The following is a 23297-nucleotide window of genomic DNA, read 5'->3' as shown; positions in this document are numbered from 1 at the left end:
GGAGACCAGGGATGGACTCGCGGCCTTAGCGGCGGGCATTGCGCAAGCTCCCTCTGCCATTCAGGCACCGCTCTGGTGCGCATTTTCCCGCCTAATCATTACGAAGGATGCGGGAGCCTCAAAGGCAAGAGACGTTTCTCATTCCCGCCCGCACCGTGTTAGGGATGCAGCGAGTTTTGACGTACTACAGAAGTTTCCGGAATCTGTCCAAACTGTCATCCGTAGATCGCCACACATCGGCGGTTCCGGTAAATTCATTCCGTTCCGGGCCGATGGCAGGCTGATCCCTCTTGGGACACAACAAGTAGACGCGGTTATGACGAGTCCACCGTATTTGGTGGCGATCGACTACCTTCGAGGGCATCGATTGAGTTTGGTCTGGATGGGCTACACGATCCGATACTTGCGCTCGCTCAGATCGGAGAATATTGGGAGCCAGTGTGGCGGTCCTGCTACCGAAGAGGTTGATCGAATTCGCCATCTAGCGGTTAGTGGAGTTCTTGCGGATCGCGAGGTCCGTTTGGTTAACCGATATATTGCTGATGTACTCCAGTTGAGCTCCGAGATTAGTCGAGTTTTGAAGCCTGAAGGCTTGGCAACCTTTGTTATTGCGGATGCCCGGCTTAAAGGTTCGAGCGTATCTGTCGAAAAGATCGTGGCCGAGACGTGCAATGTCATGGGCCTGGAACTGACAGATCGACTTTGTCGAGAGATCCCATCCAACCGTCGATACCTCCCTCCCCCACGGTCTGGAACTGGGGCAATGGACTTGCGCATGAGGGAAGAGGTTATCTTGCGCTTCAGTCGATAGGGAGAGATCCGCGGCTCAAGAGCATGAGTGACCTCTAGCTCTCATCCCCTCTGCCGTCGACCCACACACCGTGGAGCGGGCGTGGTTCAGGGCGTCAAGGTGGGGCGCGCCACTGTACGAACGACCTTGACGCTCTGGGCCGCGACTGCTCGGCTTTGCCTGGGTCGACGGCAGACAGGATGAGAACACCCCACGCGCGCGCCACACTCGGCCAGCACCCGCGAACGGCACCCCCGCCATCTCGGAGCCTGAGCGCCCCCGCCGGAGGCATGTTCTGACCGGGGCGCTCCGTATCCGGGTCTCTACTCATAGGCCGTTGCTTGCTGCGGCCCCAGGGGCCAGCCCGCGCTCGCGCGGGCGCTTGAAAGCGTGAGGAAGGTTGTTACTCAGCCGAGATCGTCTTGATGGTTCTCGAACCTCGTGATTTTGGTCCGTGGTTGGTCCGTGCGGGCTGATTCACAGGGGGACAGCAGCGGCACAAGGTGAGACAGCACGTGCGGAGACGGGCGCCGGATGTGTTCGGTGCCCCGCCTCATCTGCGCTTATGGGGAGCTGGGCCAACTCCAACGAGCCCTCGGCCGCAGGGTGTTTGGGGCCGCTTCGGGTTTCAAGACCGTTCCCTTAGGCCACTCGGGCAACCCACCCACGCCCCGCCCGACCAGCGGCGGAGCGGGTACAGCCTACCGGTTGCGGCTTCGCCGTGCTCATTCCTGGGCAGGGGGTGGCCGCTGCCCCCCCCGTCGACCTGGCTGCGCGCTGGCCGATGCCACGTCGCTCAGACGCTACGAGTCACCATCGGTCGGGGCGGTCGGCAGGAGCAGGTCTGTGGGTGGCGCTCGGGGCGGCGTCGTCGGGCCCTGAAGTCGGGGTCGTAGCAGCGTAGTTGGGGTTGGTTCAGAGATGGTGCGGTACCGTCGATCGACCAACTGTCGTGGTTCGGTTTCCGAAGGAGTGCCAGGCGTGGTCGTCACATTCGCTTCCGCGGGGCTCCAGCGCGTCGACGAGACGACATGGCTGCATTCCGCCCATGGGGACCGCGTCTCGCTGACAGTGAAGAACTCGCCGCTGACCGAGACCGCCTGGCTGGAGGACGTGCCTGCCATGCGGCGCAACCTCGCCGCCTCGTACGCGGGGATGGGGTGTCTCATCGAGGCCGAGGCCGTGGTGCTCGGTGGTGTTCGCGGCGTCGCTCAGGTGGTGAAAGTACCGCTGCCGAACGCCCCCACCGGGCAGCTCTTCATGGCGATGATCTTCCTGGCGAAGGCCGATTCCCACGCCATGATCGGCTACTTCGCCGAGGAGCGCGGGATCACCGGAGTGCGCGAAGCGGTGATCCTCGCCAGAAGCGGTGCCGCGGGACGAGAAGGCTGGGTCCTGCCGCACCCGTACGCACCCGAGGTCCAGGGCGCCTTGCCGTACCACCGCGGCGACGACCCCACGTGGGACGCGCAGTTCCCCGACCATCCACTCACGCGGGTGCGGGCCTGGGTGCGATCGGTTACGGCCACAGCGACCGTTGACCCCGCGTTCGCTGCTCTTCCTGACTTCATACCCAGCCGCGCAACCTTCCAGGGCCGGAAGGCCGAGGAGGGAAATCCCACCGTGTTGTTGCAGAAGGGCGCCAATACACCGGTGCCGAGTGCCAGGGTCCGGGTGGAGCTGGGTTGGCAAGGAGGGCCGGGGACGCCTGACGTGGACGTGTCGGCGTTGTTGCTGGCGACGGCCGGCAAGGTCCGGTCGGACGACGACTTCGTGTTCTACAACCAGCCTGTGCATCGCAGTGGTGCCGTACGTCTCGAAGGCAAGCGCCAGGACCGAACGGGCCCGATCGAGACAATCGCGGTCCAACTGTCCTCGGTCGAGCAGGAGATCGGGACCGTGGTGATCGCGGCTTCCACCGATGGCACGTTCGGTCAGGTGCGCGGTCTGTTCGTGCGCGTGCTGGACGCGGAGAGCGGTGTCGAGACCGCGCGGTTCGACGCTACGAGTGCCACCACGGAGACGGCCTTCGTGCTTGGCGAGTTGTATCGGCGCAGCGGGGCGTGGAAGTTCCGGGCCGTCGGCCAGGGATACTCCTCCGGCCTGGCCGGGCTCGCCACCGACTTCGGTATCACTGTCGACTAGCCGGCCTCGCCCGCGCCACCCCGCCTCCCGCACCCGTCCAGCCCGTCCAGCCCGTCCAGCCCGTCCAGCTGTCGAAGATCACGCTGACCAAGGCAGCGCCCGCCGTGTCGCTGACCAAGCAGGGCGCCACCTCAGGAGCCATGCGGACCAATCTCTCCTGGAGCGCCCGCAAGCCGTCCCGTGGCTGGATGAAGAAGGGAAAGAACGCCGTCCGGCTGGAGGACATCGACCTGGACCTCTCCTGTCTGTGGGAGCTGCAGAACGGAATGACGGGGATCGCCCACCCGGTTGAGAACCAGTTCGGCTCGTTCGACCAGCCGCCCTACATCCGGCTGGACCAGGACGACAGGACCGGCTCCAGCGAGGCGTCGAGCTTCGCCGGCTTGGACGGGGTCGCCACGCTGTATCCGCCGGCCGGTCCACCGATCGAGGTGCGCCTGGACGAGTGCACCGTTCCTTCGACGGTCGCGGCGATCGCACTCATCGAGAACGTGAACGGCGAACTGATCGTCCGGCGCGAGGCGAAGTACGTCCTGGTGCCGCCCGGGGTGTTCAAGCAGCAGGCCATGGATATCGAGTACGGCTGGGGCATGACCTGGCACGCGGCAGGTAAAGACTGACACCACCGCAGACCGACCCGCCTATTGACGCCCCCTCAGCCGCACGTGCAGCATTGATGGAACGTGTACGTTCGTGTTACTTACTGTGCGGGAATGTTCTTCCGAGACCGGTGTTCGTGCTGCTGATCCCCATACGCGGAGCTGCCGACGATGAACGCTCGAATGCTCAGATTCCACGCAAAGGCCGTAGCCGCGCTGCTCGCCGGCTGTCTGGTCGCCACGTTCTCGCCCGGCGCCGCCGTCGCGGTGCCCGACCGGCCGGGCGCCGGAGGCGGTGCGGGCAATCCGTTCGTCGACGGCTGGTACGCCGATCCGGACATCGCCGTGTACGACGACACGTACTGGGTGTATCCCACCACGTCGAAGGCGTACGAGGAGCAGACCTACCTCGACGCCTTCTCCTCAAAGGACATGGTCAACTGGACCAAGCACAGCAACGTGCTGACGACGGACGCCATCTCCTGGGCCGAGTACGCCGTGTGGGCGCCCGCGCCGGTCGAGCGTGACGGCAAGTACTACCTGTTCTTCGCCGCCAACGACATCCAGAACAACTCCAGTCTCGGCGGTATCGGCGTCGCGGTGGCCGACAAGCCGGAGGGCCCGTACTCCGACGCCCTCGGCCGGCCGTTGATCGGGCAGTTCCACAACGGCGCGCAGCCCATCGACCAGGACGTCTTCATCGACGACGACGGTCAGGCCTATATGTACTACGGGGGTTGGGGGCACGCCAACGTCGTCAAGCTCAACGACGACATGACCAGCCTCGGCACCTTCGACGACGGCAGTACGTACAAGGAGATCACGCCCGCGGACTATGTCGAGGGCTCGCAGATGTTCAAGCGCGACGGCAAGTACTACCTGATGTGGTCCGAGGGAGGCTGGACCGGCCCGGACTACTCGGTCTCGTACGCCATGTCCGACTCACCGACCGGCCCCTTCGCGAAGATCGAAAAGGTACTCGCCCAAGACCCCGCCGTGGCCAAGGGCTCCGGCCACAACTCTGTGGTCAACGTGCCCGGCACGGACATCTGGTACATCGTCTACCACCGCAGGCCGCTCAGCGAGACCGCCGGAAACAACCGTCAACTCGCCTACGACCGCATGTACTTCAACGCTGACGGCACCATCCGGCGCGTGGCGATGGAGGTCAAGGACAACTTCGCCGACGGCAACGCCCTGGGCTGGAAAACGTACGGCGGGTCGTGGTCGGCCAGTGACGGACGCTATCGAGCAGGCGCCTCGGCGGGCGGCAAGGCATTGCTCGACACGAACTTCGGCGACTTCACCTATGACGCCGACGTCAAAGTCACATCGGGCAACGGCAACACCAACGGCGACGCGGGCCTGATCTTCCGCGCCACGCGCCCGTCCGTCGGCGTGGACGGCTACTCCGGTTACTACGCGGGCATCAGCCCGACCGGCAAGGTGGTACTCGGCCGGGCGAACGACTCCTGGACGCAGTTGGGCTCCGCCCAGCTGTCCCGCCCCGCCGGCCCGTCCCACCACGTAAGGATCTCGGCCGTCGGCTCCGCGATCAAGGTGTACGTCGACGACATGGCCACGCCCAAGATCTCGGTGACCGACAGTACGTACGGCAGCGGAGCCACCGGGGTACGGGTCTTCAACACCGCCGCGGCCTTCGACAACATCTCCGTCGACAAGGCCGGTTGAGCCGGCCAGCGGTTCCGGGTCACGTAGACCAGCAGTACGAGGTCACCTGGGTCGGCGGGGGGGGTGAGGCCTCCGGCCCGCTGCCCGGTGTGGCTTCCGGGGCACCCGGCGGGGGTGGGTCATGATCGGCGTTGGTCGGTCGCAAGGGAGATTGCCGTGGACATCCTGCTGGTCGCGAGTGCCTTCAACAGCCTGACCCAGCGCGTCTTCGCCGAGCTGGGCGACCGCGGGCACTCCGTCGGCGTCGAACTGGCCCTGGGGGACGAGCCATTGCGGGAGGCCGTACGCCGTACCGCACCCGATCTGATCGTCGCGCCCATGCTCAAGACCGCGATCCCGGCCGATATCTGGTCCAGCCATATCTGTCTGATCGTCCATCCCGGACCGGTCGGCGACCGCGGGCCGTCCTCCTTGGACTGGGCCGTGCACACCGGCGCCACCGAATGGGGTGTGACCGTCCTGCAAGCCTCGGCGGAGATGGACGGCGGGGACGTCTGGGCCTCCGTCCGGTGCCCGGTGCCGGCCGTCGGGAAGAGCGACCTCTACCGCAACGAGGTCGCCGACGCCGCCCTGGAAGCGGTGCTGCTCGCCGTGGAGCGCTTCGCCTCCGGGACCTACGTCCCGCAGCCGCAGGACACCACCGGTCCGGGCGAAAGGGTGTGCGTGCGGCCGTACTTCGACCAGAACATGCGGCGCGTCGACTGGGCGTCCGACCCGACCGAGACCGTGCTGCGCAAGCTGCGCGGGGCGGATTCGCAGCCCGGTGTCCTGGACTCACTCCTCGAAGAGGAGTGGTACCTGCACGGCGGCCACGCCGAGGACACGCTGCGTGGCCGACCCGGAACGCTGCTGGCCACCAGGTCCGGTGCCGTCTGCCGGGCGACCGTGGACGGCGCGGTGTGGATTCCCGAGTTGCGCCCCCGGCGCACGCCGGGCGGTCCGGCCACGTTCAAGCTGCCGGCGACTCTGGCGCTCGGGGACCGGATGCCGGCGCTTCCCGAAATCGCCGCGCCCTGGGAGCTGCCCGCCGGGCGGCGTACATGGAGTGACATCCGCTACCGCGAGGACGGTCCCGTCGGCTTCCTGTCGTTCGCGTTCGCCGGCGGGGCGATGAGTACGGCGCAGTGCCGGCGCCTGCTCACGGCGTACGAGTTCGCCTGTTCACGGCCGACCACGGTGCTGGTACTCGGCGGGAGCCGCGACTTCTTCTCCAACGGCATCCATCTGAACGTCATCGAGGCAGCCGCCGACCCCGCGCGGGAGTCCTGGGCCAACATCAACGCCATGGACGACCTCGTGGAGGCCCTGCTGACCACGACCGACCGGATGCTCGTGAGCGCGCTGGGCGGCAACGCCGCGGCGGGCGGCGCCATGCTGGCCCTGGCCGCGGACGAGGTCTGGTGCCGGAGCGGGGCCGTACTCAATCCGCACTACCGGCTGATGGGGCTGTACGGGTCGGAGTACTGGACCTACACGCTGCCTCGCAGGGTGGGCGCCGAGGAGGCGGAGCGCCTGACGCGCCGCGCCCTCCCGGTGACGGCTGCCCGCGCGCGCGAGATCGGGCTGGTGGACGTCGTCGTCGACTGCACGCCGCAGGACTTCGGTGCCGCGGTCGCACGCCGCGCGGCGCGTCTCGCGTCGGCACCGGCGACGGGACAGCGCATCGGCGAGAAGAAGGCGGCGCGCGAACGCGACGAGGCCGTCGCGCCGCTGAGCGCGTACCGGGAAAGGGAACTGGCCGAGATGCACGGCACGTTCTTCGATCCGGGCGCGCCGTACCACGCGCTGCGGGCCGCCTTCGTAAGGAAGACGAAGCCTTCGGCGACGCCGGAGCATCTCAACGGCGCAGTGGTCGACCGTCGCGAGTGAGGGTCACAGCAGTCGTTCGAAGCAGAGCGAACTGTCCGAGTCCGCGTAGTGACCGAAGCCGCGAAGAATGCTTGTTTCGGACGCGTGACGGGTGACGGGTGACGGGTGAAGCCGGCGCCCGGCCGGAATATCTGTCTCTCCGACCTGTCGATCGCGGGCCGTCCCGTTCGCCGTTGTCAGTGAGGCCGCCGCCGGCAGGTGCGGCACCAGGGCAGATATATACGAGCGAAGGAAACGCGCATGCGAAAGCTGATGGTGACCACATTCGTCTCCCTCGACGGGGTCATGCAGGCGCCCGGTGGCGCTGACGAGGATCGGGACGGCGGGTTCGAGCACGGGGGATGGTCCGTGCCGCACTTCGGCGCCGATCTCATCGAGCGGATGACGGAGGTGGTCAACCGCGCCGACGCGCTGCTCGTGGGACGCAGGACCTACGACATCTTCGCCGCCAACTGGCCGCTCGCCGAGGCGGACGACCCGATCGGGGCGAAGATGAACAGCGTGCGCAAGTACGTCGCGTCGCGGACTCTGGACACCGTTTCATGGCAGAACTCGACGCTGCTGATGGGCGACGTCGCCGAGGCGGTCGCCGGGCTCAAGCGGGACGGCGGCGCCGGTGCGGGGGAGGGTGGGGGTGACGGTGAGATCCAGGTGCACGGCAGCAGTGATCTGATCCAGACGCTGATCGAGCACGACCTCGTGGACGAGTTCCATGTGCTGGTCTTCCCGGTGCTCGTCGGCTCCGGCAAGCGGCTCTTCGGGAAAGGCACCATCCCGGCCGGGCTGAAGCTCGTCGACACGGCGAAGTCCGACAGCGGCGTCGTCATCAGTACATATGCGCGCGCCGGCAAGGTCGAGTACGGGGCCATGGGGCCGGAGACCGGCAACTGGTAGACAGGACATGGGCGGAACGGAGACCGGGCGACGGAGAGCCGGAAACGGAGAGCGAGCGCCATGCCGCAGTACGCGATTCTGATCTACGAGAAGGAGACGCCGGGCGGAGTCGCCGACATCCCGCCCGACGTCATGGAAGCCAACATGCGCGTCGGTGAGCAGATCGAGGCGATGGGCGCACGTGTGGTCCACGAGCAGGGGCTCGAACCCAGCCGGGCCACCCGGACGATCCACAAGGACGGGCTGGTCACGGACGGGCCGTTCATCGAGAGCAAGGAAGTGATCGCCGGGTTCTTCGTGGTCGAGACGGCGGACCTCGAAACGGCGGTCGCCATCGGCAAGTTGCTCCCGATCATGGATGGCGCCGTCGAAGTACGGCCCCTGCTCCCCGCTGAGCTTCCCGTCGAGTGACGACGGCAGCTGACGCCGGGCACGTCCGGGACGCTGTCGCGGACGCGCACCGTCGCGAGTGGGCCTCGGTGCTCGCCGCGACGGTACGCGTCACCCGCGACCTCGACCTGGCGGAGGAGTGCGTCCAGGACGCGTACGCCGCCGCCCTCGTCGACTGGGCGCGCGGCGGCGTACCGGACAGGCCCGGCGCCTGGCTGACGACGGCCGCCCGGCACAACGCCCTCGACGCGCTGCGCCGCGCCAAGACCCTCCGGTCGAAGCTGCACCTGCTGATCGAGCCGGAGCCAGAACCAGAGCCGGAGTCGAACACACCGGACACGGACACCGGGCCCGAAACCGCGTCCGCTCCCGACGACCGGCTCCGTCTCGTCCTCCTCTGCTGCCACCCCGCGCTCGCCCCCGCCGCCCAGATCGCCCTCACCCTGCGCCTCGTCTGCGGCGTGCCGACCCCCGACATCGCGAAGGCGTTCCTCGTCCCGGAACCCACCATGGCGGCCCGCATCACCCGCGCCAAGAAGAAGATCGTCGCCGCCCGCATCCCCTTCCGCATGCCCGCCCCCGACGAGCTGCCCCACCGCCTCGACTCCGCCCTCACCACCATCCATCTGCTCTTCACCACCGGCCACACCGCACCCGCGGGGCCCGCGCTGACCAATGACGACCTCGCCGGGCGCGCGCTCGACCTGGCCCGGATGCTGCACGGCCTGCTGCCGGACGAGCGTGAGGTACGGGGGCTCCTGGCGCTGCTCCTGGCCAACCACGCCCGCCGGGCCACCCGTACGACCGAGGACGGCCGCCCCTCGCTGCTGGCGGAGCAGGACCGTACGGCCTGGGACCGGGAGGCCATCGCCGAGGCGCACGAGCTGGTCCTCGGCGCGCTCCGGGGCGGCGGCCCCGGCCGGTACGCCCTCCAGGCCGCCATCGCCGCGCTGCACGCCTCGGCGCCGACGTACGCCGAGACGGACTGGGAGCAGATCCTGGTGCTGTACGACGCGCTGCTGGCGACCTGGTCGTCGCCGGTGGTCGCGCTCAACCGGGCGGTCGCGCTGGCCATGGTCGACGGCCCGGCGCCCGCGCTGGCCGAGGTCGAGGCGCTCGAACAGGACGGGCGCCTCGCCCGCTACCGCTATCTGCCCGCCGTCAAGGCCGATCTGCTGCGCCGCCTGGGGCGGGCCGAGGACGCCGCCGTCGCGTATGAGCAGGCCGTCGCGCTGTCCGACAACGACGCCGAACGTGCCTTCCTCGCCGACCGCCTCACGGAAAGCCGTGCCGCTGACGGTGGGGTTACGTGTGCGGCTGACCGTGGGGCTACCCGTCCGCCTACCCGTGATTCGTGAACTCCGCAGTCCCCAGCGTCGTGAACCACGTGCGGATCTTCGCCACATCGTCCGTCGTCGCCAGCGAGAGCAGCAGCAGTATGCGGGCCTTCTGCGGGCTGAGATCCGCCGCCCCGACCACCGCGCCGCCGCTCTCCTTGTCGTAGACGGCGCCGTTGCCCGTACGCGTGGTGGACGCGAACACCACACCCTGCTTGGTCGCGTCCGTGCGCGCCGCCGACATCGCCGACGAGATGCCGCCCGCGCCCGTACCGGCCGTGACGACACCGTCCGCGCCCGCGTCGGCGAACGCCTTCACCGCCTCGCCGCCCGCGCCCTGGTAGCTGTACGCGATCTCGACCTTCGGCAGGCTCTTCTCCGGGATCCGGGCGACGTCGAAGGGCGTACTCCAGCTCGCCTTGCCGCACTTCTCGACGCGCGCGGGCGCCCTGTTGATCCGGACACGCTCCTGGTCCACGACCCCGAGCACCCCGCTCGCGCCGCTGTTGAAGGTGTCCATGCGCAGCGCGTCCGTCTTGCGCACCTCGCGCGCCGCCTGGATCTCGTCGTTGAGCATGATGACGCTGCCGAAGCAGGTCGTCTTACGGCTGGCGGCGAGCTGGATCGCGTTGTAGAGGTTCGCGGGGCCGTCCGTACCGAGGACGGTCCACGGACGCATCGCGCCGGTGAGGATCACCGGCTTGTCACTGCGGACCGTCAGATCGAGCCAGTAGGCGAACTCCTCCATCGTGTCCGTGCCGGTGGTGACGACGGCCGCGTCATTCGTACGGAGGGCCGTGTCGACCGCGAGGGTCAACTCGCGGAAGTCGGCTATGGAGTAGCTGCCCGAGCCCTTGTTGCCGAACTGCACGGTGGAGACGTCGGCGATCCCGTTCACCTCCGGCTCCAGGTCACCCACGAGCTCGGCGATGGGGATCTTGCCGGACTGGTAGTCCTGGAAGTCCACCCTGCTCTCGCTCACACCGGCGATCGTTCCGCCGGTGCCGATGACCGCCACCTTGGGGCGCTTGACCGGGGACTTCTGCTGCTCGGCGGCCGTGGCCGTGCCGGCGGTCAGCGCGACGACCGCCGTCAGCAACGCGGTTCGACGCAGGATTCCTCGCATGCCGTACCTCTCCCATCCCAGACGGACTGATCACGCCAGATCTGGAAGAAAGGTGACCGAGGCATATTTCACGGTACGGCGGTGGCGGTTAATTCAGCGTTTCGCCGACGTCCCACGGACACGGGGAGGAGGGGGCGCCGACTACGGCGCCCCCTCCTCCCCGCGTCCGTCTCTTACTGCGAATCACCCTTGCGCTCGCCCAACGTGACCTCGACCTGCGTCTCCTTGCCGTCACGCGTGTATGTGATCTTGATCTTGTCGCCCGGCCGGTGCGTCCAGATCTCGCTGATCAGCGTCGGGCCGCTGTCGATCGGCACGTCGTTGAACTTCGTGATGACGTCACCCTGCTTCAGCCCCGCCTTCGCGGCGGGCCCGTCCGGTGTCACCGCGGACGTGCCGCCCGTGCCGTCGCCCGAGATCGTCGCTCCGTCGCCGCCCTCCGTCATGGAGACCGTCGCACCGATGACCGGGTAGACGGGCTGGCCGGTCTTGATCAGCTCGCCGGCGACGGTCTTCGCCTGGTTGATCGGGATGGCGAAGCCGAGGCCGACCGAGCCCGCCTGGCCGCCACCGCCACCGCCGCCACCGCCCGAGGGCTGGATGGCCGAGTTCATGCCGATGACCGCGCCCCGCGCGTCCAGCAGCGGACCGCCGGAGTTGCCGGGGTTGATGGAGGCGTCCGTCTGGAGGGCGCTCATGTACGAGTTCTTGTCGCTGGTGCCGTCCCCGGAGGCCACCGGGCGGTTCTTGGCGCTGATGATGCCCGTCGTGACGGTGTTGGAGAGCCCGTACGGCGCACCGATCGCGATCGTCGAGTCGCCGACCGCCACCTGGTCCGAATTGCCCAGGGCCAGCGGCTTCAGTCCCGACGGCGGGTTCTTCAGCTTCACCACGGCGACGTCGTAGCCCTCCGCGCGGCCGACGACCTCGGCCTCGTACTCCTTGCCGTTGGAGAATGTCGCCGTCAGGCCTCCGCCGTCGGCGGCCGACGCGACCACGTGGTTGTTCGTGAGGATGTGGCCCTGCTTGTCGTAGATGAAGCCGGTGCCCGTGCCGCCGTCGCCGCCCTGGGCCTGCGCCGTGATCGTGACGACGCTCGGGAGGGCCTTGCCGGCCACCGCCGCCGTGCTGCCCGCGTCGCGTTTGAGGGCCGGGGCGTCGGCCGCGGAGACCGTGGTCGAGCCGCCACTGACACTGCCGTCGTCGTTACGGTCCGCCGCCCAGTAACCGATCCCGCCGCCGACCACACCGGCGACCAGCGCCGCGGCGAGCACCGCCGCGATCAGCCCGCCGGGGCGCTTGCGGGGCTGCGGGCCGGACGCGGGCGGCTCGCCCCATCCGCCACCACCGCCTCCGTAATGAGGCTGGGACGGCGGGGGCGGGGGCGGGGCCCATCCCGGATCGGGGGCGGAGCCGCGCGACCCCGTCGAACTGGGCAGATACGCCGGTACGGCTCCGGGCAGCTGGGTCGTGGGCTCGGATCCCTGACCGGGCTCACTGGACCGGCCGGGCTGCTCGGGGTAGCGCTGCCGGTCGTGGTCCAGCTGGTCCTGTCGGCCTTGGTCCTGCCGGTCGTGGCCGGACTCCCCCTGAGCGGACGGCGGTGTGCCCTCGGGAGCGGCAACCGGCACGGGAGGTACGGACGGGGCGGACGGGACCGCTGTGCCCTCGTTCTCGGTGCTCACAGTCTTTTACTCCTCGGTTCCACATCAGTCTTCGGCAAGAGTTCCGCTGTTTTCCGCCGCGTTCAGGTGTCGGCACATGCCCTTCAGCATGTACATGTCTCTCGTACGTCTCTGCCCTCAGCTTTTCTCACAGCACGTCAGGCCACGGTAAGCAGGACCTGTGCGTCTCCCCGCCATCCTTTATTACGGGGCAAACAGGACGCATCCGCAGCAGACCCCCGAAGGGGTGCCGCCCGACGCTTACCCCGTCTCGGTGACACCATGGCGGGGTGACCCAAGCACGGCAGCACAGCATCCAGGTCGTCGCCCACCGAGGAGCCTCCGAGGACGCCCCTGAACACACTCTGGCCGCCTACAAGAAGGCCATCGAGGACGGTGCCGACGCACTGGAATGCGACGTACGGCTGACCGCGGACGGGCACCTCGTGTGCGTACACGACCGCCGCGTGAACCGCACCTCCAACGGACGCGGCGCCGTCTCCGCCCTGGAGCTGGCCGATCTGGCCACCCTCGACTTCGGCTCGTGGATGGAGACCATGGACAGCGAGGAGAGCCCCGACTGGAAGGACCGCTCCCTCACCTCCGTACTGACGCTTGAGCGCCTGCTGGAACTCGTCGCCGACACCGACCGGCGCATCGAACTCGCCATCGAGACCAAACATCCCACCCGCTGGGCCGGACAGGTGGAGGAGCGGCTGCTGCACATGCTGGCGCGCTTCGGACTCGACGGCCCGGCGCCGGACAGGTCGCCCGACGGGCCGCCCGAGGGGTCTCCCGTACGCATCATGAGCTTCTCGGCCCGGTCGCTGCACCGCATCGCCGACGCGGCGCCGCATCTGCCGACCGTCTATCTGATGCAGTTCGTCTCGCCCCGGCTGCGCGACGGACGGCTGCCGGCGGGCGCCCGGATCGCCGGGCCCGGCATCCGGATCGTGCGCAACCAGCCGGGATATGTGGAACGGCTTCACAGAGCGGGCCACCGTGTCCATGTCTGGACCGTGAATGAACCGGAAGACGTCGCACTCTGCGCCGACCTCGGAGTGGAGGCAATCATTACCAACCGCCCCAAACAGGTGCTGTCCCAACTGGGACGCCTTGCCTGACTTGTCGGGGATTCGGGTGCACGGACTGTGACGTGGAGTGCACCGGCGCGTTCGGTACGTGTTCGACCCTGTTGAGTGCGTCACTGACCTTCCCTTGGCCGGTTTCCGGTCCAGGCCATTGGGGCATTCACACCGTGGCGTGGGGCAAAGGAGGTCTCGGGGGTGGCAGTCGTGGTGGCACAGGAAGTGCCCACGTCGTCGAGCATGGTCGTTCCCCATGGCCCTGCGGGCGTGGGACAGGCAAGGCATCGGATGCGCGAGCAGCTGCGCGGCCGAGGGATGTCGGACACCGTCGTCGACGATGCCGTACTGATCCTCTCCGAACTGCTCAGCAACGCCTGCCGGCACGGCAGGCCGCTGGGACGGGGAGAGATCGGCGACGGGGACGTACGCGCCGCCTGGGCGGTCGACGGAGCGGGCGGGCTGACCGTCGAGGTGACGGACGGCGGCGGCCCCACCCGACCTGTTCCGGCCACACCCTCGGTCACCGCGCGCGGCGGTCGCGGGCTGAACATCATCACCTCGCTCGCCCAGGACTGGGGCGTACGGGACAGCTCGTCCGGCGAGGTCACGGTGTGGGTGCTCGTCACCGAAGGACACCGCCATGAGGATTTCTCTACGCGCGTCGCTGTCCCGGAGCTGGACTTCACCGACCCCTTCGACGCGACCGACGAACCGAGCTGACCCGAGCGGACTTGAGCAGACTTGGCCGGACCTGAGCCGACGGGCACCCCGGAGCCGTACCCGACCCCGCGCGCGACACGAGCCCACCCGCCCTGCCCCGATGGGGCGTTGCGCCCACGGTGACACGCGGTACGGCTAGGCTCGCGCCGACACCGCACTGCCGCTATCGGGAGAAGCCCACCATGGCCAAGAAGCGCCCCCAGACCAAGGCCGCGCAGGCTCAGTCCGCGAAAGCTCAGCTCACGGACGGGCCGATTCCGGTCGTGGGCGCCCGTGAGCCCTGCCCCTGCGGCTCGGGCCGCCGCTACAAGGCCTGCCACGGCCGGGCCGCCGCACAGGCCGTCACCGAGCTGGTCCAGCGCCCCTTCGACGGGCTCTCCGGCGAGTGCGACTGGATCGCGCTGCGCGAGCTGGTCCCCGCCGCGACCGCCGAGCTGACCCTCAAGGGCGGCCTCCCGGACGGCGTACCGTCCGTGACCCTCGCGACCGTCCTGCCGATGGCCTGGCCCGCGCTGCGCCGCGACGACGGCTCCGTGCTGCTCGCGCTCCAGAACGACACCTCGTCCGGCGACCTCAGCCGCGACCTCGCGGACACGCTCCAGCGGGCACTGACCGCCGAGCCCGGCAACCCGGTCGCCGCGCACCGCGTACCAGCCGACGGACCGCGGCTTCAGGACCTGCTCGACCCGCAGGCGGACTTCGCGCCGGTCGTCCACCCCGGCTTCGAGTTCTGGGTGCCGGACGCCGAGAACGCGACCCCCGAGGTGAGCGCGTCGCTGGAGCGCGCCAACGCCGCCGCGATCCCGACGGTGAAGCTCACCGGCACGGACGCCGCGTACTGGTGCGAGACGCCCGACAAGAACCATCTGCGCTGGGTCATGCCGCACCCCGAGGAGAAGCTGCTCGACGCTCTCGCCCGGCTGCACGCCGCCGGCACGTCGAGCCTCGGCGGGGGAACGCGGCTGGTCGGTTCCTTCCGGGCGCACGGGCTGACGGTCCCGGTCTGGGATCTGCCGAGTGCGATGCACGCCGAGGACTGCGAAAAGCCCGCGGCGGAGCTCCAGGAGCGGCTGACGGCCGCCCTCGCGGTGGACGCGCCGCTGACCGGGGACGAGCGGCGGGCGCGCGGCGGACTCACCAACCGCCAGGTGACCCTCAGCTGAGGCTCAAGTAATTCGTCGCCCACGGTGACAGTCGTCACAACGGCCCGTACCGGCAAGTAATTTCTTGTCCGAATACATCAGATCGAATTTGCCAACCGCCGATCTCTTGTTACCGTTCTAGAAGCCCGGTCGCTGGTGCATCCCCCGTCGCCAGCGACCGGGCGTCTTCGTTCCCCGGCGCTGTTCCTGCAATTTCCGGAGTGGAGACTGCAGAGTTGTCGCGCCCGTCACACAGCCTCTCGGCCGTCGCTTCCGCGAACCGTACGGGCCTCTCAACTGGGCGACGGAGCAGTCGAGTTGCTGCCGGATCTGAGCAACAGCGACTCGGTCCCCGCACCACTCGCGGCGAACTCCGCCATCGCCCAGTAGCGCGCGGGCTTTCCGGCTGTGCGTTCACGCGGAGTTTCACAAGAACCCGGCTCGTCGCCGTCTACGACCGTGCGGTGGGACCGCACGGTCCGCCCGCCGGGCCCCATCAGGCTGAGCACGGAACTCAATTCCTCACCGGGCGCATTCCGGTAGTACGTACGGCCCCAGGTGTCCCCGTTCTCGGTGAGAACACAGGTCTGGGCCTCGATCCCGTCACACGATGTGAGCGCGGGGCCGCGGCGCGCCGTGGCGCCGCCCGCGGGGCCACCTGCCGCTGCCGGGGAGATCTTGACCGTCGGGCGACGATATCGGCGGAATCAGGCCACTCGGCGCGCCGCACGTCTGTTTCCCGTACAACTCGGGCGACCTCGCACCCGTACGGGTGACAGCCGCCACGAGATCCGGGCCGCACCTCACTGGGGCGGCCCGGCGGACGGGTGCGCACCGCGCACCCGGGTGTTCAGTACGCGAGCCTGCTGCCGCCGTCCGGCGCGCTCGTGCTCGCCTCGACCAGCGCGTCCACGACCGCCTCCACGTCCGGCAGCCACGGCGACGCCGAGCCGGGCAGGGGCGCCCGCTCCCAGCGGACCTGACCACCGACCGCCTCGGACGGCGGGAGCACCAGATAGCCGCCCTCGCCGTGGAAGCGGAGCGAACTGGGCACCCAGTCCTTGGCGAAGAGCAGCTCACCGAGCCGCTCCAGGGTGTACGGCGCCACCAACAGCGACCAGCGCGTGGGGGTCGCCACGACCGGGCCGAGGCGCATCCCCATCTTGTCGAGTGCCACCAGCGCACGCTCCCCGGCGGCTGCGGGCAGACTCACCGCGCAGGGCGCCGTGCCTCCGGTGGCCATCACGATCGGGGCCGTGGGCCGGTTGGTCCACCACCAGCGCACCATGCGCTCGTCGGTCGTCGCGGCCAGCAGGCCGGGATCGAAGGGGTGCGCACCGGGTACGGCGCACTCGGGATCCGGGCAGGCGCAGCCGCGGCCACGGTCTCCCCGGCCGCCGGCCGTCTTCAGGCCGGCTCCGGGAAGTACGGGCCACTGCCATGCCGTGGCGCACGTCAGCGCCGCTTCGAGTGGGGCAGGCATCCCCTTGCGCCTGAACAGGAGCCTGCGTCGCCTTCCGAGGATCTCGCGCATGAGCGCTCGTTCCTTTCCGTTGAACGCCGAGGTCCACATGCCACACCGGTCAAATCTGTGTGCATGGCTTCACTGTGCGTATCGCTGTGCGTGCAGTCGACGCATGTCGTCGACGCTCCGCCGCCCCTTTGGACGGGGCACAGTCGGACTTCGCCAACTTGCGGCTGGGCTCACCGCTCCTGGGCCGAACGCGGTCTGTCTTGGTTAACGCGTGGCGACGGGTGGCGCACTCAATGATCTGTCGTCCCGCTTTGACAGCCCCCGTCACTGTGGGGTGGCGCGCGGGCTACGGCGATTAAGACGCCGAAGCCGTCTGTCAGGTTCCGGGGCCGTCCCAACTGCCCCTGTCCGTCATCGTTTACGTACCCATCACGTGCGGGATGACGCTCCTCCTCGATGTCGCCTGCGCTTCACCGGGGAGACCCCTGTCGAGTTCCCTCAGTCGATCGCAGAATACTGCGCTGGGGTCATTTTCTCGCCAAGTTCAACCCTCGCACAGACACCAGTGGTTCCGCCAGGAGGATGCTGGACATCGGCTCAGTCGTGCGTGTACATGTGGATGCACTGATAGTGGCGCCGAATCACCTGGTGGTTCGCGATGCTATTGCGCGAAACGCACCAGTCAGAAAGCCGGTTGCCATGAGCGCTCCGCACATGCCGAAAGTGGCTGGAATCGATTCAGCAGTTCCGGCTCCCGTGCACACTGTCCCGCCCGTCGACGAGTCCGCCGGCGCACCCGTGGTCCTGATCCAGGACCGGCTGGCCGGCTGGGTCTCCGATCTGACCACCCTCCACGAACTCACCGAACGCCTGGTCAAGACGGGTTCGGTGGCTGCCGCGCTCAACGAGGTCGTACGGGCGGGAGCCGCCCTCGTCGGTGCCTCGCGCGGCCTGGTCGTCCTCGAACCGGAGCCCCGCGCGGACGGACACATCCCCCGCACCACGGTCGGCCTCGGATTCAGCCACGCGGACCTCGGCCAGCTGGAGACCGTACCGCGCGGCTCGACCTCCTACGGAAGACTCCTCGACGACACCGCGGACCCCGCGACGGCGGCCGAGTCCGTCGGCGACGTGCTCGGCGACCCGGATCTCGACCCGCTGCACCGAGACGTGGCCCTCCGGCTCGGCTACAGCGCCACATACGCGGTCTCGCTCGCCGCCGAGACGGCGGGCCGGATCGGCGCCGCGGTCTGGTTTTACGACGAACCCGCCGAACCGGTGGAAAGACAGCGCCATCTGGTGGGTCTCTACGCCCGGTACGCCGCGGAGCACCTGGCGCGCCTCCTGGAGCTGGAGACCGCCCGCGCGCGCGAGGCCACGATCGCCGACGAGCTGCTGCCCAGCCGGCTCCCCCGAGTGCCCGGCGTACATCTCGCCGTGCGGCACCGTGCGAGCGGGCACGACGGCGGCGACTGGTACGACGCGCTGCCGCTGCCCGAGGGCGCGCTCGGGCTGGCCGTGGGCTCGGTGAGCGGATCGGGCCCGAGCGCCCTGGCCGCCATGGGACGGCTGCGCGCCTCCCTGCGGGCGTACGCGGTGATGGAGGGCGAGGACCCCGTCGCCGTACTGTCCGACCTCGAACTGCTGCTGCGGCTGACCGAACCGGCGCGTACCGCCACCGCGCTCTTCGCCTACGCCGAACCGGCGCTGCGCAAGATCGTGCTCGCCGGGGCCGGGCACGCGCCGCCGCTGATCGTGGGGGAGCGGCGTACGGAGTTCGTCGAGACGACGCTGTCGGCGCCGCTGGGGATGCTGTCCTGCTGGGAGGCGCCGAGCGTGGAGCTGTCGCCCGCGCCAGGAGAAACGGTGCTGCTGTACACCGACGGGCTGCTGCGGCGCACCGGCGACCCGATGGACCGGGCCTTCGCGCGGCTGCACGCCGCCGCCGCGAGCGTGCCCAGGAGCCTGCGGGACGATCCGGGGGCGATCGCCGACCATGTGCTGCGGCTGGTCCTGCCCGAAGGGCTCGACGTGCCCGCTCCCGTCCCCGGCACGGGCACCGCGTGGAGCGCGGAGGACGTCGTGATCCTCGCCGCCCGCTTCGACTGAACCGGCCCTTCCGCTCTCCGGCCAAGTTGTCCACAGGCCCCCTGGTCAGTCCCCCGTACACACATACGATGGTGCCGGGACCCGAAAGGTCCAATGTCGTACAGAGGAGGCAGACCGTGGCCGAGGAGCTCATCCCGGAAAAGCCGGAGACCCCGGAATCGCTGGGAAATCAGGACACCGTGCTCGATGACGCCGACGCGGCGTCGGCCGAGAAGCCCATCAAGAAGCGCAAGAACGGCCTGTACGCGAGCGTGTCCGACGAGCTGGCCGAGAACATGAAGTCGGGCTGGGCCGACACCGAGCTCCACGACCTGGAGCCCATCGCGCAGGCGTCGCACACCGCGGCCCGCCGTGCCGCGCTGTCCGCGCGATTCCCGGGCGACCGCCTGGTGATCCCCGCGGGTGGCCTGAAGACCCGGTCGAACGACACCGAGTACAGCTTCCGTCCCGCCACGGAGTACGCGTACCTCACCGGTGACCACACGGAGGACGGCGTCCTCGTGCTGGAGCCGACGCCCGGCGGCGACGGCCACCGGGCGACGATCTATCTCACGCCGCGCTCCAACAGGGAGAACGGCGAATTCTGGCTGGACGGCCGCCAGGGCGAGCTGTGGGTCGGCCGCCGGCACTCGCTCGCCGAGGCCGAGCAGCTGCTGGGCCTGCCCGCGAAGGACGTCCGGGAGCTGGCCCAGGTGCTGCGGGAGGCGACGGGCCCGGTGCGGGCCGTGCGCGGGCACGACGCGTCCATCGAGGCCGCGCTGGCCGACAAGGTCACGGCGGAGCGCGACACCGAGCTGCGCGTCTATCTGTCCGAGGCACGCGCGGTGAAGGACGACTTCGAGATCGGCGAGCTCCAGAAGGCCGTCGACTCCACCGTCCGCGGCTTCGAGGACGTCGTACGGATCCTTGACAAGGCGGAGGCGACCAGCGAGCGCTACATCGAGGGAACGTTCTTCCTGCGCGCCCGCGTCGAGGGCAACGACATCGGCTACGGCTCGATCTGCGCCGCGGGCCCGCACGCCACCACCCTGCACTGGGTGCGCAACGACGGGGACGTGCGCTCCGGCGATCTGCTCCTGCTCGACGCCGGCGTGGAGACCCACACGCTCTACACCGCCGACGTCACCCGCACCCTGCCGATCAACGGCCGGTTCGACGCGTTGCAGCGCAAGATCTACGACGCGGTGTACGAGTCGCAGGAGGCCGGTATCGCGGCGGTGCGGCCGGGCGCGAAGTACCGCGACTTCCACGACGCGTCGCAGCGCGTGCTCGCCGAGAGGCTCGTCGAGTGGGGCCTGCTGGACGGGCCGGTCGAGCGGGTCCTGGAGCTGGGTCTCCAGCGCCGCTGGACGCTGCACGGCACGGGACACATGCTCGGCCTGGACGTCCACGACTGCGCCGCCGCGCGGACGGAGGCGTACGTGGACGGGACGCTGGAGCCCGGTATGTGCCTGACCGTCGAGCCGGGGCTGTACTTCCAGGCGGACGACCTCACGGTGCCGGAGGAGTACCGGGGCATCGGGGTCCGCATCGAGGACGACATCCTGGTCACGGAGGACGGCAACCGGAATCTGTCGGCCGGGCTGCCGCGTACGTCCGCCGACGTGGAGGCGTGGATGGCGGCCACCAAGCAGGGCTGAGCCGGACAGTCGTCGGCCCGGTCGCGCGTGACGCGCGGCCGGGTTGTCGTTTTCGCAGGCGCCGCTCAGGAGCGGTCAGACCCCCGCGGCCGTGCCGCCCAGCGCCACCAGCGGGGTCTCCTCGCGCCACTTCAGGATCTTGTCGAAGCTGATCACCGCGCCCCGCCCCGGCCGGTTCCGGCAGTGGACATGGTCGGCCAGCTGCTCGATCAGCGACAGCCCCCGCCCGTCCTCGGCGGTGAAGGCGGCGAGAGTGGGCCGCTGGACGACCCTCCGGGAGGGGAATCCCGGCCCGGAGTCGGACACTTCGATACGGCACTTCTCGCCGTCCAGATACGCGGTCACCCGGTATGCCTCCGACGCCTGGGACGGTGCGCCGGCCCCGTTGTCACCGCCGTGCTCGACGGCGTTCGCGCAGGCTTCGGTCAGTGCGACGGACAGGTCGAAGGAAATGTCGGGGTCGACGCCCGCGGTCTCCATCGTGCCCATCAGGAGACGGCGTGCGAGCGGGACGCTCGCGGCTTCGCGCCGCAAATGGAGGGACCACCAGATGCTCATGCTCCAGCCTCCTGGCCACAGCTCGACATACCGATACGTATTGCCCTCGTAGGGGACTCGTAAGCACTTCGTCCGCGTGAAAGAACTCATTCGGCGGATGCGCATGACTCGTCCACCGTTGTATGGGGACAGAGGGTGATCTTCCGGACCTGCCGTACGAAGCCGCCGACCGCAGTGCGATGATGACCCGGCCATGCCGGATCGTGTCGCACACACCGGGGCCGGTCTGCGGCTCCTGAGGGCCGCGGTGTTCACCGCGGTCTGTGTCGTGCTGTCCGCGACAGGACATGTGATCGCGGCCTGTGAGGCGGTCCCCTGGTGGACGCTCGTCATCGGTTTCGCCGGTGTGTTCGCCGTGGCCGCGCCACTCGCGGGACGCGCCCGTTCGCTGCCCGCCATAGCGCTCGCGCTGACGGGTGGACAGCTCGCGCTGCACGCCCTGTTCGGGATGAGCCAGCACCACCTCGCCGTACGCCCCGGCGCCGACGACGTACTGGTCCGCATGGCGGCGAAGCTGATCTGCGGCGCCGGTCCGGCGTCGCTGAGCCCCGGCGACGCGCGCCGCATCGTGAGGGACGCCGGGATCGACCCCGCCACCGTCGGCGGCGGGCTCGCACAGGGCGGTCACCTGCACGGCACGGCGACCGCGGCGGCCGCACAGGCGGGGGCCGGTGGGACCGGCGGGGTGGGCGGCGCCGCGGGGCTGCTGCCCGAACTGCCCAGCCTGCCCATGTTCCTCGCGCACCTGCTGGCCGCCCTCGCGACCGGCTGGCTGATGCGCCGAGGCGACCTCGCGCTCGCCCGCCTCGCCACGATCTCGTCGCAGGGCCACGGCCTCGGCGACGCCGTCGCCGACAACGCGCGGCTGCGGGCGCTGCGGGCCGCCCTCGGTCTCGTACGGGCCCTGCGCTCGGGGCTGCCGGTCACGCCCGCACCCGGACCGCTCGCGCGGCCGGCCCCGCGGCGCGACGCTCCGCGGTGGAACACGGAGGAGACACTTCAGCATTCGGTGATCAGGCGCGGCCCGCCGGCCGTACTCACTCTCGCCGCCTGACGCGACGCCACACCCCGTACGTAGTACGGAGGGCGGTGACGTCGCGATGCCGACGCGTATCCGCGTACGGCTCACCGTCTCCCACACCGTGGAGTGTCTCCTGTCATGAACGCTTCTCGTACGAACACGTCTCGTCGCGGTGTCTCGCGGCCGTCCACCGCCGGTCGTACGCGCACCGCGCGGCGCGCGGCGGTCGTCGGCGGCGTCGCCGCGTCCGCCGTCGTACTGCTCGCGGGTCCCGCTCTCGCGCACGTCGGCGTGCAACCGGTCGGCGAAGCCGCCAAGGGCGGTTACGCGACCGTCAACTTCAAGGTGCCGAACGAGCGCGACGACGCCTCCACCGTCAAGCTCGAAGTGAACTTCCCGACCGAGCACCCGCTGGCTTCGGTGGCACCGCAGGCCGTGCCCGGCTGGAAGATCGCCGTCACCAAGAGCAAGCTCGCCAAGCCGATCGAGATGCACGGCAAGCAGATCACCGAAGCCGTATCGAAGGTCACCTGGACTGCCACGGGCGACGGCGTCGAGCCCGGCTACTTCCAGCAGTTCCCGCTCTCCATCGGCCAGCTGCCCGAGAACGCCGACCAGTTGGTGTTCAAGACCCTCCAGACGTACGACGACAAGGACGTCGTGCGCTGGATCGACGCGCCGACCGAAGGCGCCGAGCCCGAGAGCCCCGCGCCGGTGCTGACCCTGACCGCCCCCTCCGAGACCCACCACGGCGCGGCCGGCGACGACACGGCGGACAAGGCGGACAAGGCGAGCGACGACGCCAAGGGCGGCGCCGACCACGCCTCGGACGAGGGCGAGGGCGGAAACACCGAGAACGCCGCCTCGTCCGACAGCAGCGACGGCACGGCCCGCGCCCTCGGCATCGCCGGCATCCTCGTCGGCGCCGCCGGTGTGGCGTTCGGCGTCCTGGCCGGACGCCGCCGCACCCCTTCCACTTCCACCGGCACGCCCGCCGGCCCGGCCGACCCCACCAGCTGATCATCGGGCGCGGGGCCGC

Annotated in this window: 18 protein-coding genes; 14 read left to right on the top strand and 4 right to left on the bottom strand. The window is 69.5% G+C overall.

The window, feature by feature from the left end; all coding sequences use genetic code 11:
- Positions 1–1771: 1771 nt before the first annotated feature.
- The 7 genes from ACIBLA_RS29965 to ACIBLA_RS29935 all read left to right on the top strand — a co-directional run bounded on the left by ACIBLA_RS29965 (position 1772) and on the right by ACIBLA_RS29935 (position 9737).
- Positions 1772–2935 carry a TerD family protein gene (locus tag ACIBLA_RS29965; RefSeq protein ID WP_399200414.1) on the top strand — a complete coding sequence of 388 codons (1164 nt, stop codon included), beginning with the start codon at positions 1772–1774 and terminating at the stop codon, positions 2933–2935.
- Between the two features lie 104 nt (positions 2936–3039).
- On the top strand, positions 3040–3555 hold the full coding sequence (locus tag ACIBLA_RS29960) for a hypothetical protein (protein WP_399200413.1): 516 nt from the start codon (positions 3040–3042) through the stop codon (positions 3553–3555).
- Between the two features lie 162 nt (positions 3556–3717).
- Positions 3718–5226: a family 43 glycosylhydrolase gene (locus ACIBLA_RS29955; RefSeq protein ID WP_363240025.1), complete on the top strand. Its 1509-nt coding sequence runs from the start codon at positions 3718–3720 to the stop codon at positions 5224–5226.
- Positions 5227–5382: 156 nt separating this feature from the next.
- A complete protein-coding gene (locus tag ACIBLA_RS29950) occupies positions 5383–7095 on the top strand; it encodes a hydrogenase maturation protein (RefSeq protein ID WP_363240026.1) in 1713 nt (570 codons plus the stop codon).
- Between the two features lie 240 nt (positions 7096–7335).
- The gene (locus ACIBLA_RS29945; RefSeq protein ID WP_363240027.1) at positions 7336–7989 is read left to right on the top strand and encodes a dihydrofolate reductase family protein; all 654 of its coding nucleotides are present in this window, start codon (positions 7336–7338) and stop codon (positions 7987–7989) included.
- A 60-nt stretch (positions 7990–8049) separates the two neighbouring features.
- A complete protein-coding gene (locus tag ACIBLA_RS29940; protein WP_363240028.1) occupies positions 8050–8400 on the top strand; it encodes a YciI family protein in 351 nt (116 codons plus the stop codon).
- Positions 8397–9737, top strand: coding sequence for a DUF6596 domain-containing protein (locus ACIBLA_RS29935; protein ID WP_363240029.1), 1341 nt, complete (start codon positions 8397–8399; stop codon positions 9735–9737). Before ACIBLA_RS29940 ends, ACIBLA_RS29935 begins: the two co-directional genes overlap by 4 nt.
- Here ACIBLA_RS29935 and ACIBLA_RS29930 read toward each other — a convergent pair.
- Together ACIBLA_RS29930 and ACIBLA_RS29925 are read right to left on the bottom strand one after the other, a co-directional pair.
- Complete coding sequence (locus tag ACIBLA_RS29930; protein ID WP_363240030.1) at positions 9721–10842, bottom strand: asparaginase; 1122 nt, start codon at positions 10840–10842, stop codon at positions 9721–9723. The two genes, ACIBLA_RS29935 and ACIBLA_RS29930, sit on opposite strands and share 17 nt — an antisense overlap.
- Positions 10843–11015: 173 nt before the next feature.
- Positions 11016–12527 carry a trypsin-like peptidase domain-containing protein gene (locus tag ACIBLA_RS29925; protein WP_363240032.1) on the bottom strand — a complete coding sequence of 504 codons (1512 nt, stop codon included), beginning with the start codon at positions 12525–12527 and terminating at the stop codon, positions 11016–11018.
- Positions 12528–12796: 269 nt separating this feature from the next.
- Between ACIBLA_RS29925 and ACIBLA_RS29920 the strand changes: the two genes are divergently transcribed.
- The 3 genes from ACIBLA_RS29920 to ACIBLA_RS29910 all read left to right on the top strand — a co-directional run bounded on the left by ACIBLA_RS29920 (position 12797) and on the right by ACIBLA_RS29910 (position 15477).
- Positions 12797–13630, top strand: a complete 834-nt coding sequence (locus ACIBLA_RS29920) for a glycerophosphodiester phosphodiesterase (protein ID WP_363240033.1) — start codon at positions 12797–12799, stop codon at positions 13628–13630.
- Positions 13631–13747: 117 nt separating this feature from the next.
- Complete coding sequence (locus ACIBLA_RS29915; protein WP_363240099.1) at positions 13748–14314, top strand: ATP-binding protein; 567 nt, start codon at positions 13748–13750, stop codon at positions 14312–14314.
- Between the two features lie 182 nt (positions 14315–14496).
- Positions 14497–15477: a DUF5926 family protein gene (locus ACIBLA_RS29910; RefSeq protein WP_363240034.1), complete on the top strand. Its 981-nt coding sequence runs from the start codon at positions 14497–14499 to the stop codon at positions 15475–15477.
- Between the two features lie 829 nt (positions 15478–16306).
- On the opposite strand, the gene ACIBLA_RS29905 is transcribed toward ACIBLA_RS29910, so the two are convergent.
- Positions 16307–16990, bottom strand: a complete 684-nt coding sequence (locus ACIBLA_RS29905; RefSeq protein ID WP_363240035.1) for a bifunctional DNA primase/polymerase — start codon at positions 16988–16990, stop codon at positions 16307–16309.
- Between the two features lie 522 nt (positions 16991–17512).
- Here ACIBLA_RS29905 and ACIBLA_RS29900 point away from each other — a divergent pair.
- Positions 17513–19039 (top strand): PP2C family protein-serine/threonine phosphatase, encoded by a 1527-nt coding sequence (locus tag ACIBLA_RS29900; protein ID WP_363240036.1) that lies wholly within the window; start codon positions 17513–17515, stop codon positions 19037–19039.
- A 116-nt stretch (positions 19040–19155) separates the two neighbouring features.
- Complete coding sequence (locus tag ACIBLA_RS29895) at positions 19156–20679, top strand: aminopeptidase P family protein (RefSeq protein ID WP_363240037.1); 1524 nt, start codon at positions 19156–19158, stop codon at positions 20677–20679.
- A 75-nt stretch (positions 20680–20754) separates the two neighbouring features.
- On the opposite strand, the gene ACIBLA_RS29890 is transcribed toward ACIBLA_RS29895, so the two are convergent.
- Complete coding sequence (locus tag ACIBLA_RS29890) at positions 20755–21237, bottom strand: ATP-binding protein (protein WP_363240038.1); 483 nt, start codon at positions 21235–21237, stop codon at positions 20755–20757.
- A gap of 193 nt (positions 21238–21430) precedes the next feature.
- On the opposite strand from ACIBLA_RS29890, the gene ACIBLA_RS29885 reads away from it, so the two are divergent.
- Complete coding sequence (locus ACIBLA_RS29885; protein WP_399200412.1) at positions 21431–22291, top strand: hypothetical protein; 861 nt, start codon at positions 21431–21433, stop codon at positions 22289–22291.
- A 105-nt stretch (positions 22292–22396) separates the two neighbouring features.
- Complete coding sequence (locus tag ACIBLA_RS29880) at positions 22397–23278, top strand: YcnI family protein (RefSeq protein WP_363240040.1); 882 nt, start codon at positions 22397–22399, stop codon at positions 23276–23278.
- The last annotated feature ends 19 nt before the right edge of the window (positions 23279–23297 follow it).

The sequence above is a fragment of the Streptomyces sp. NPDC050433 genome (assembly GCF_044458565.1).
Lineage (GTDB): Bacteria > Actinomycetota > Actinomycetes > Streptomycetales > Streptomycetaceae > Streptomyces.
Note: the sequence above shows the minus strand (reverse complement) of the source record. Positions and strands in the feature narration are given on the sequence as shown.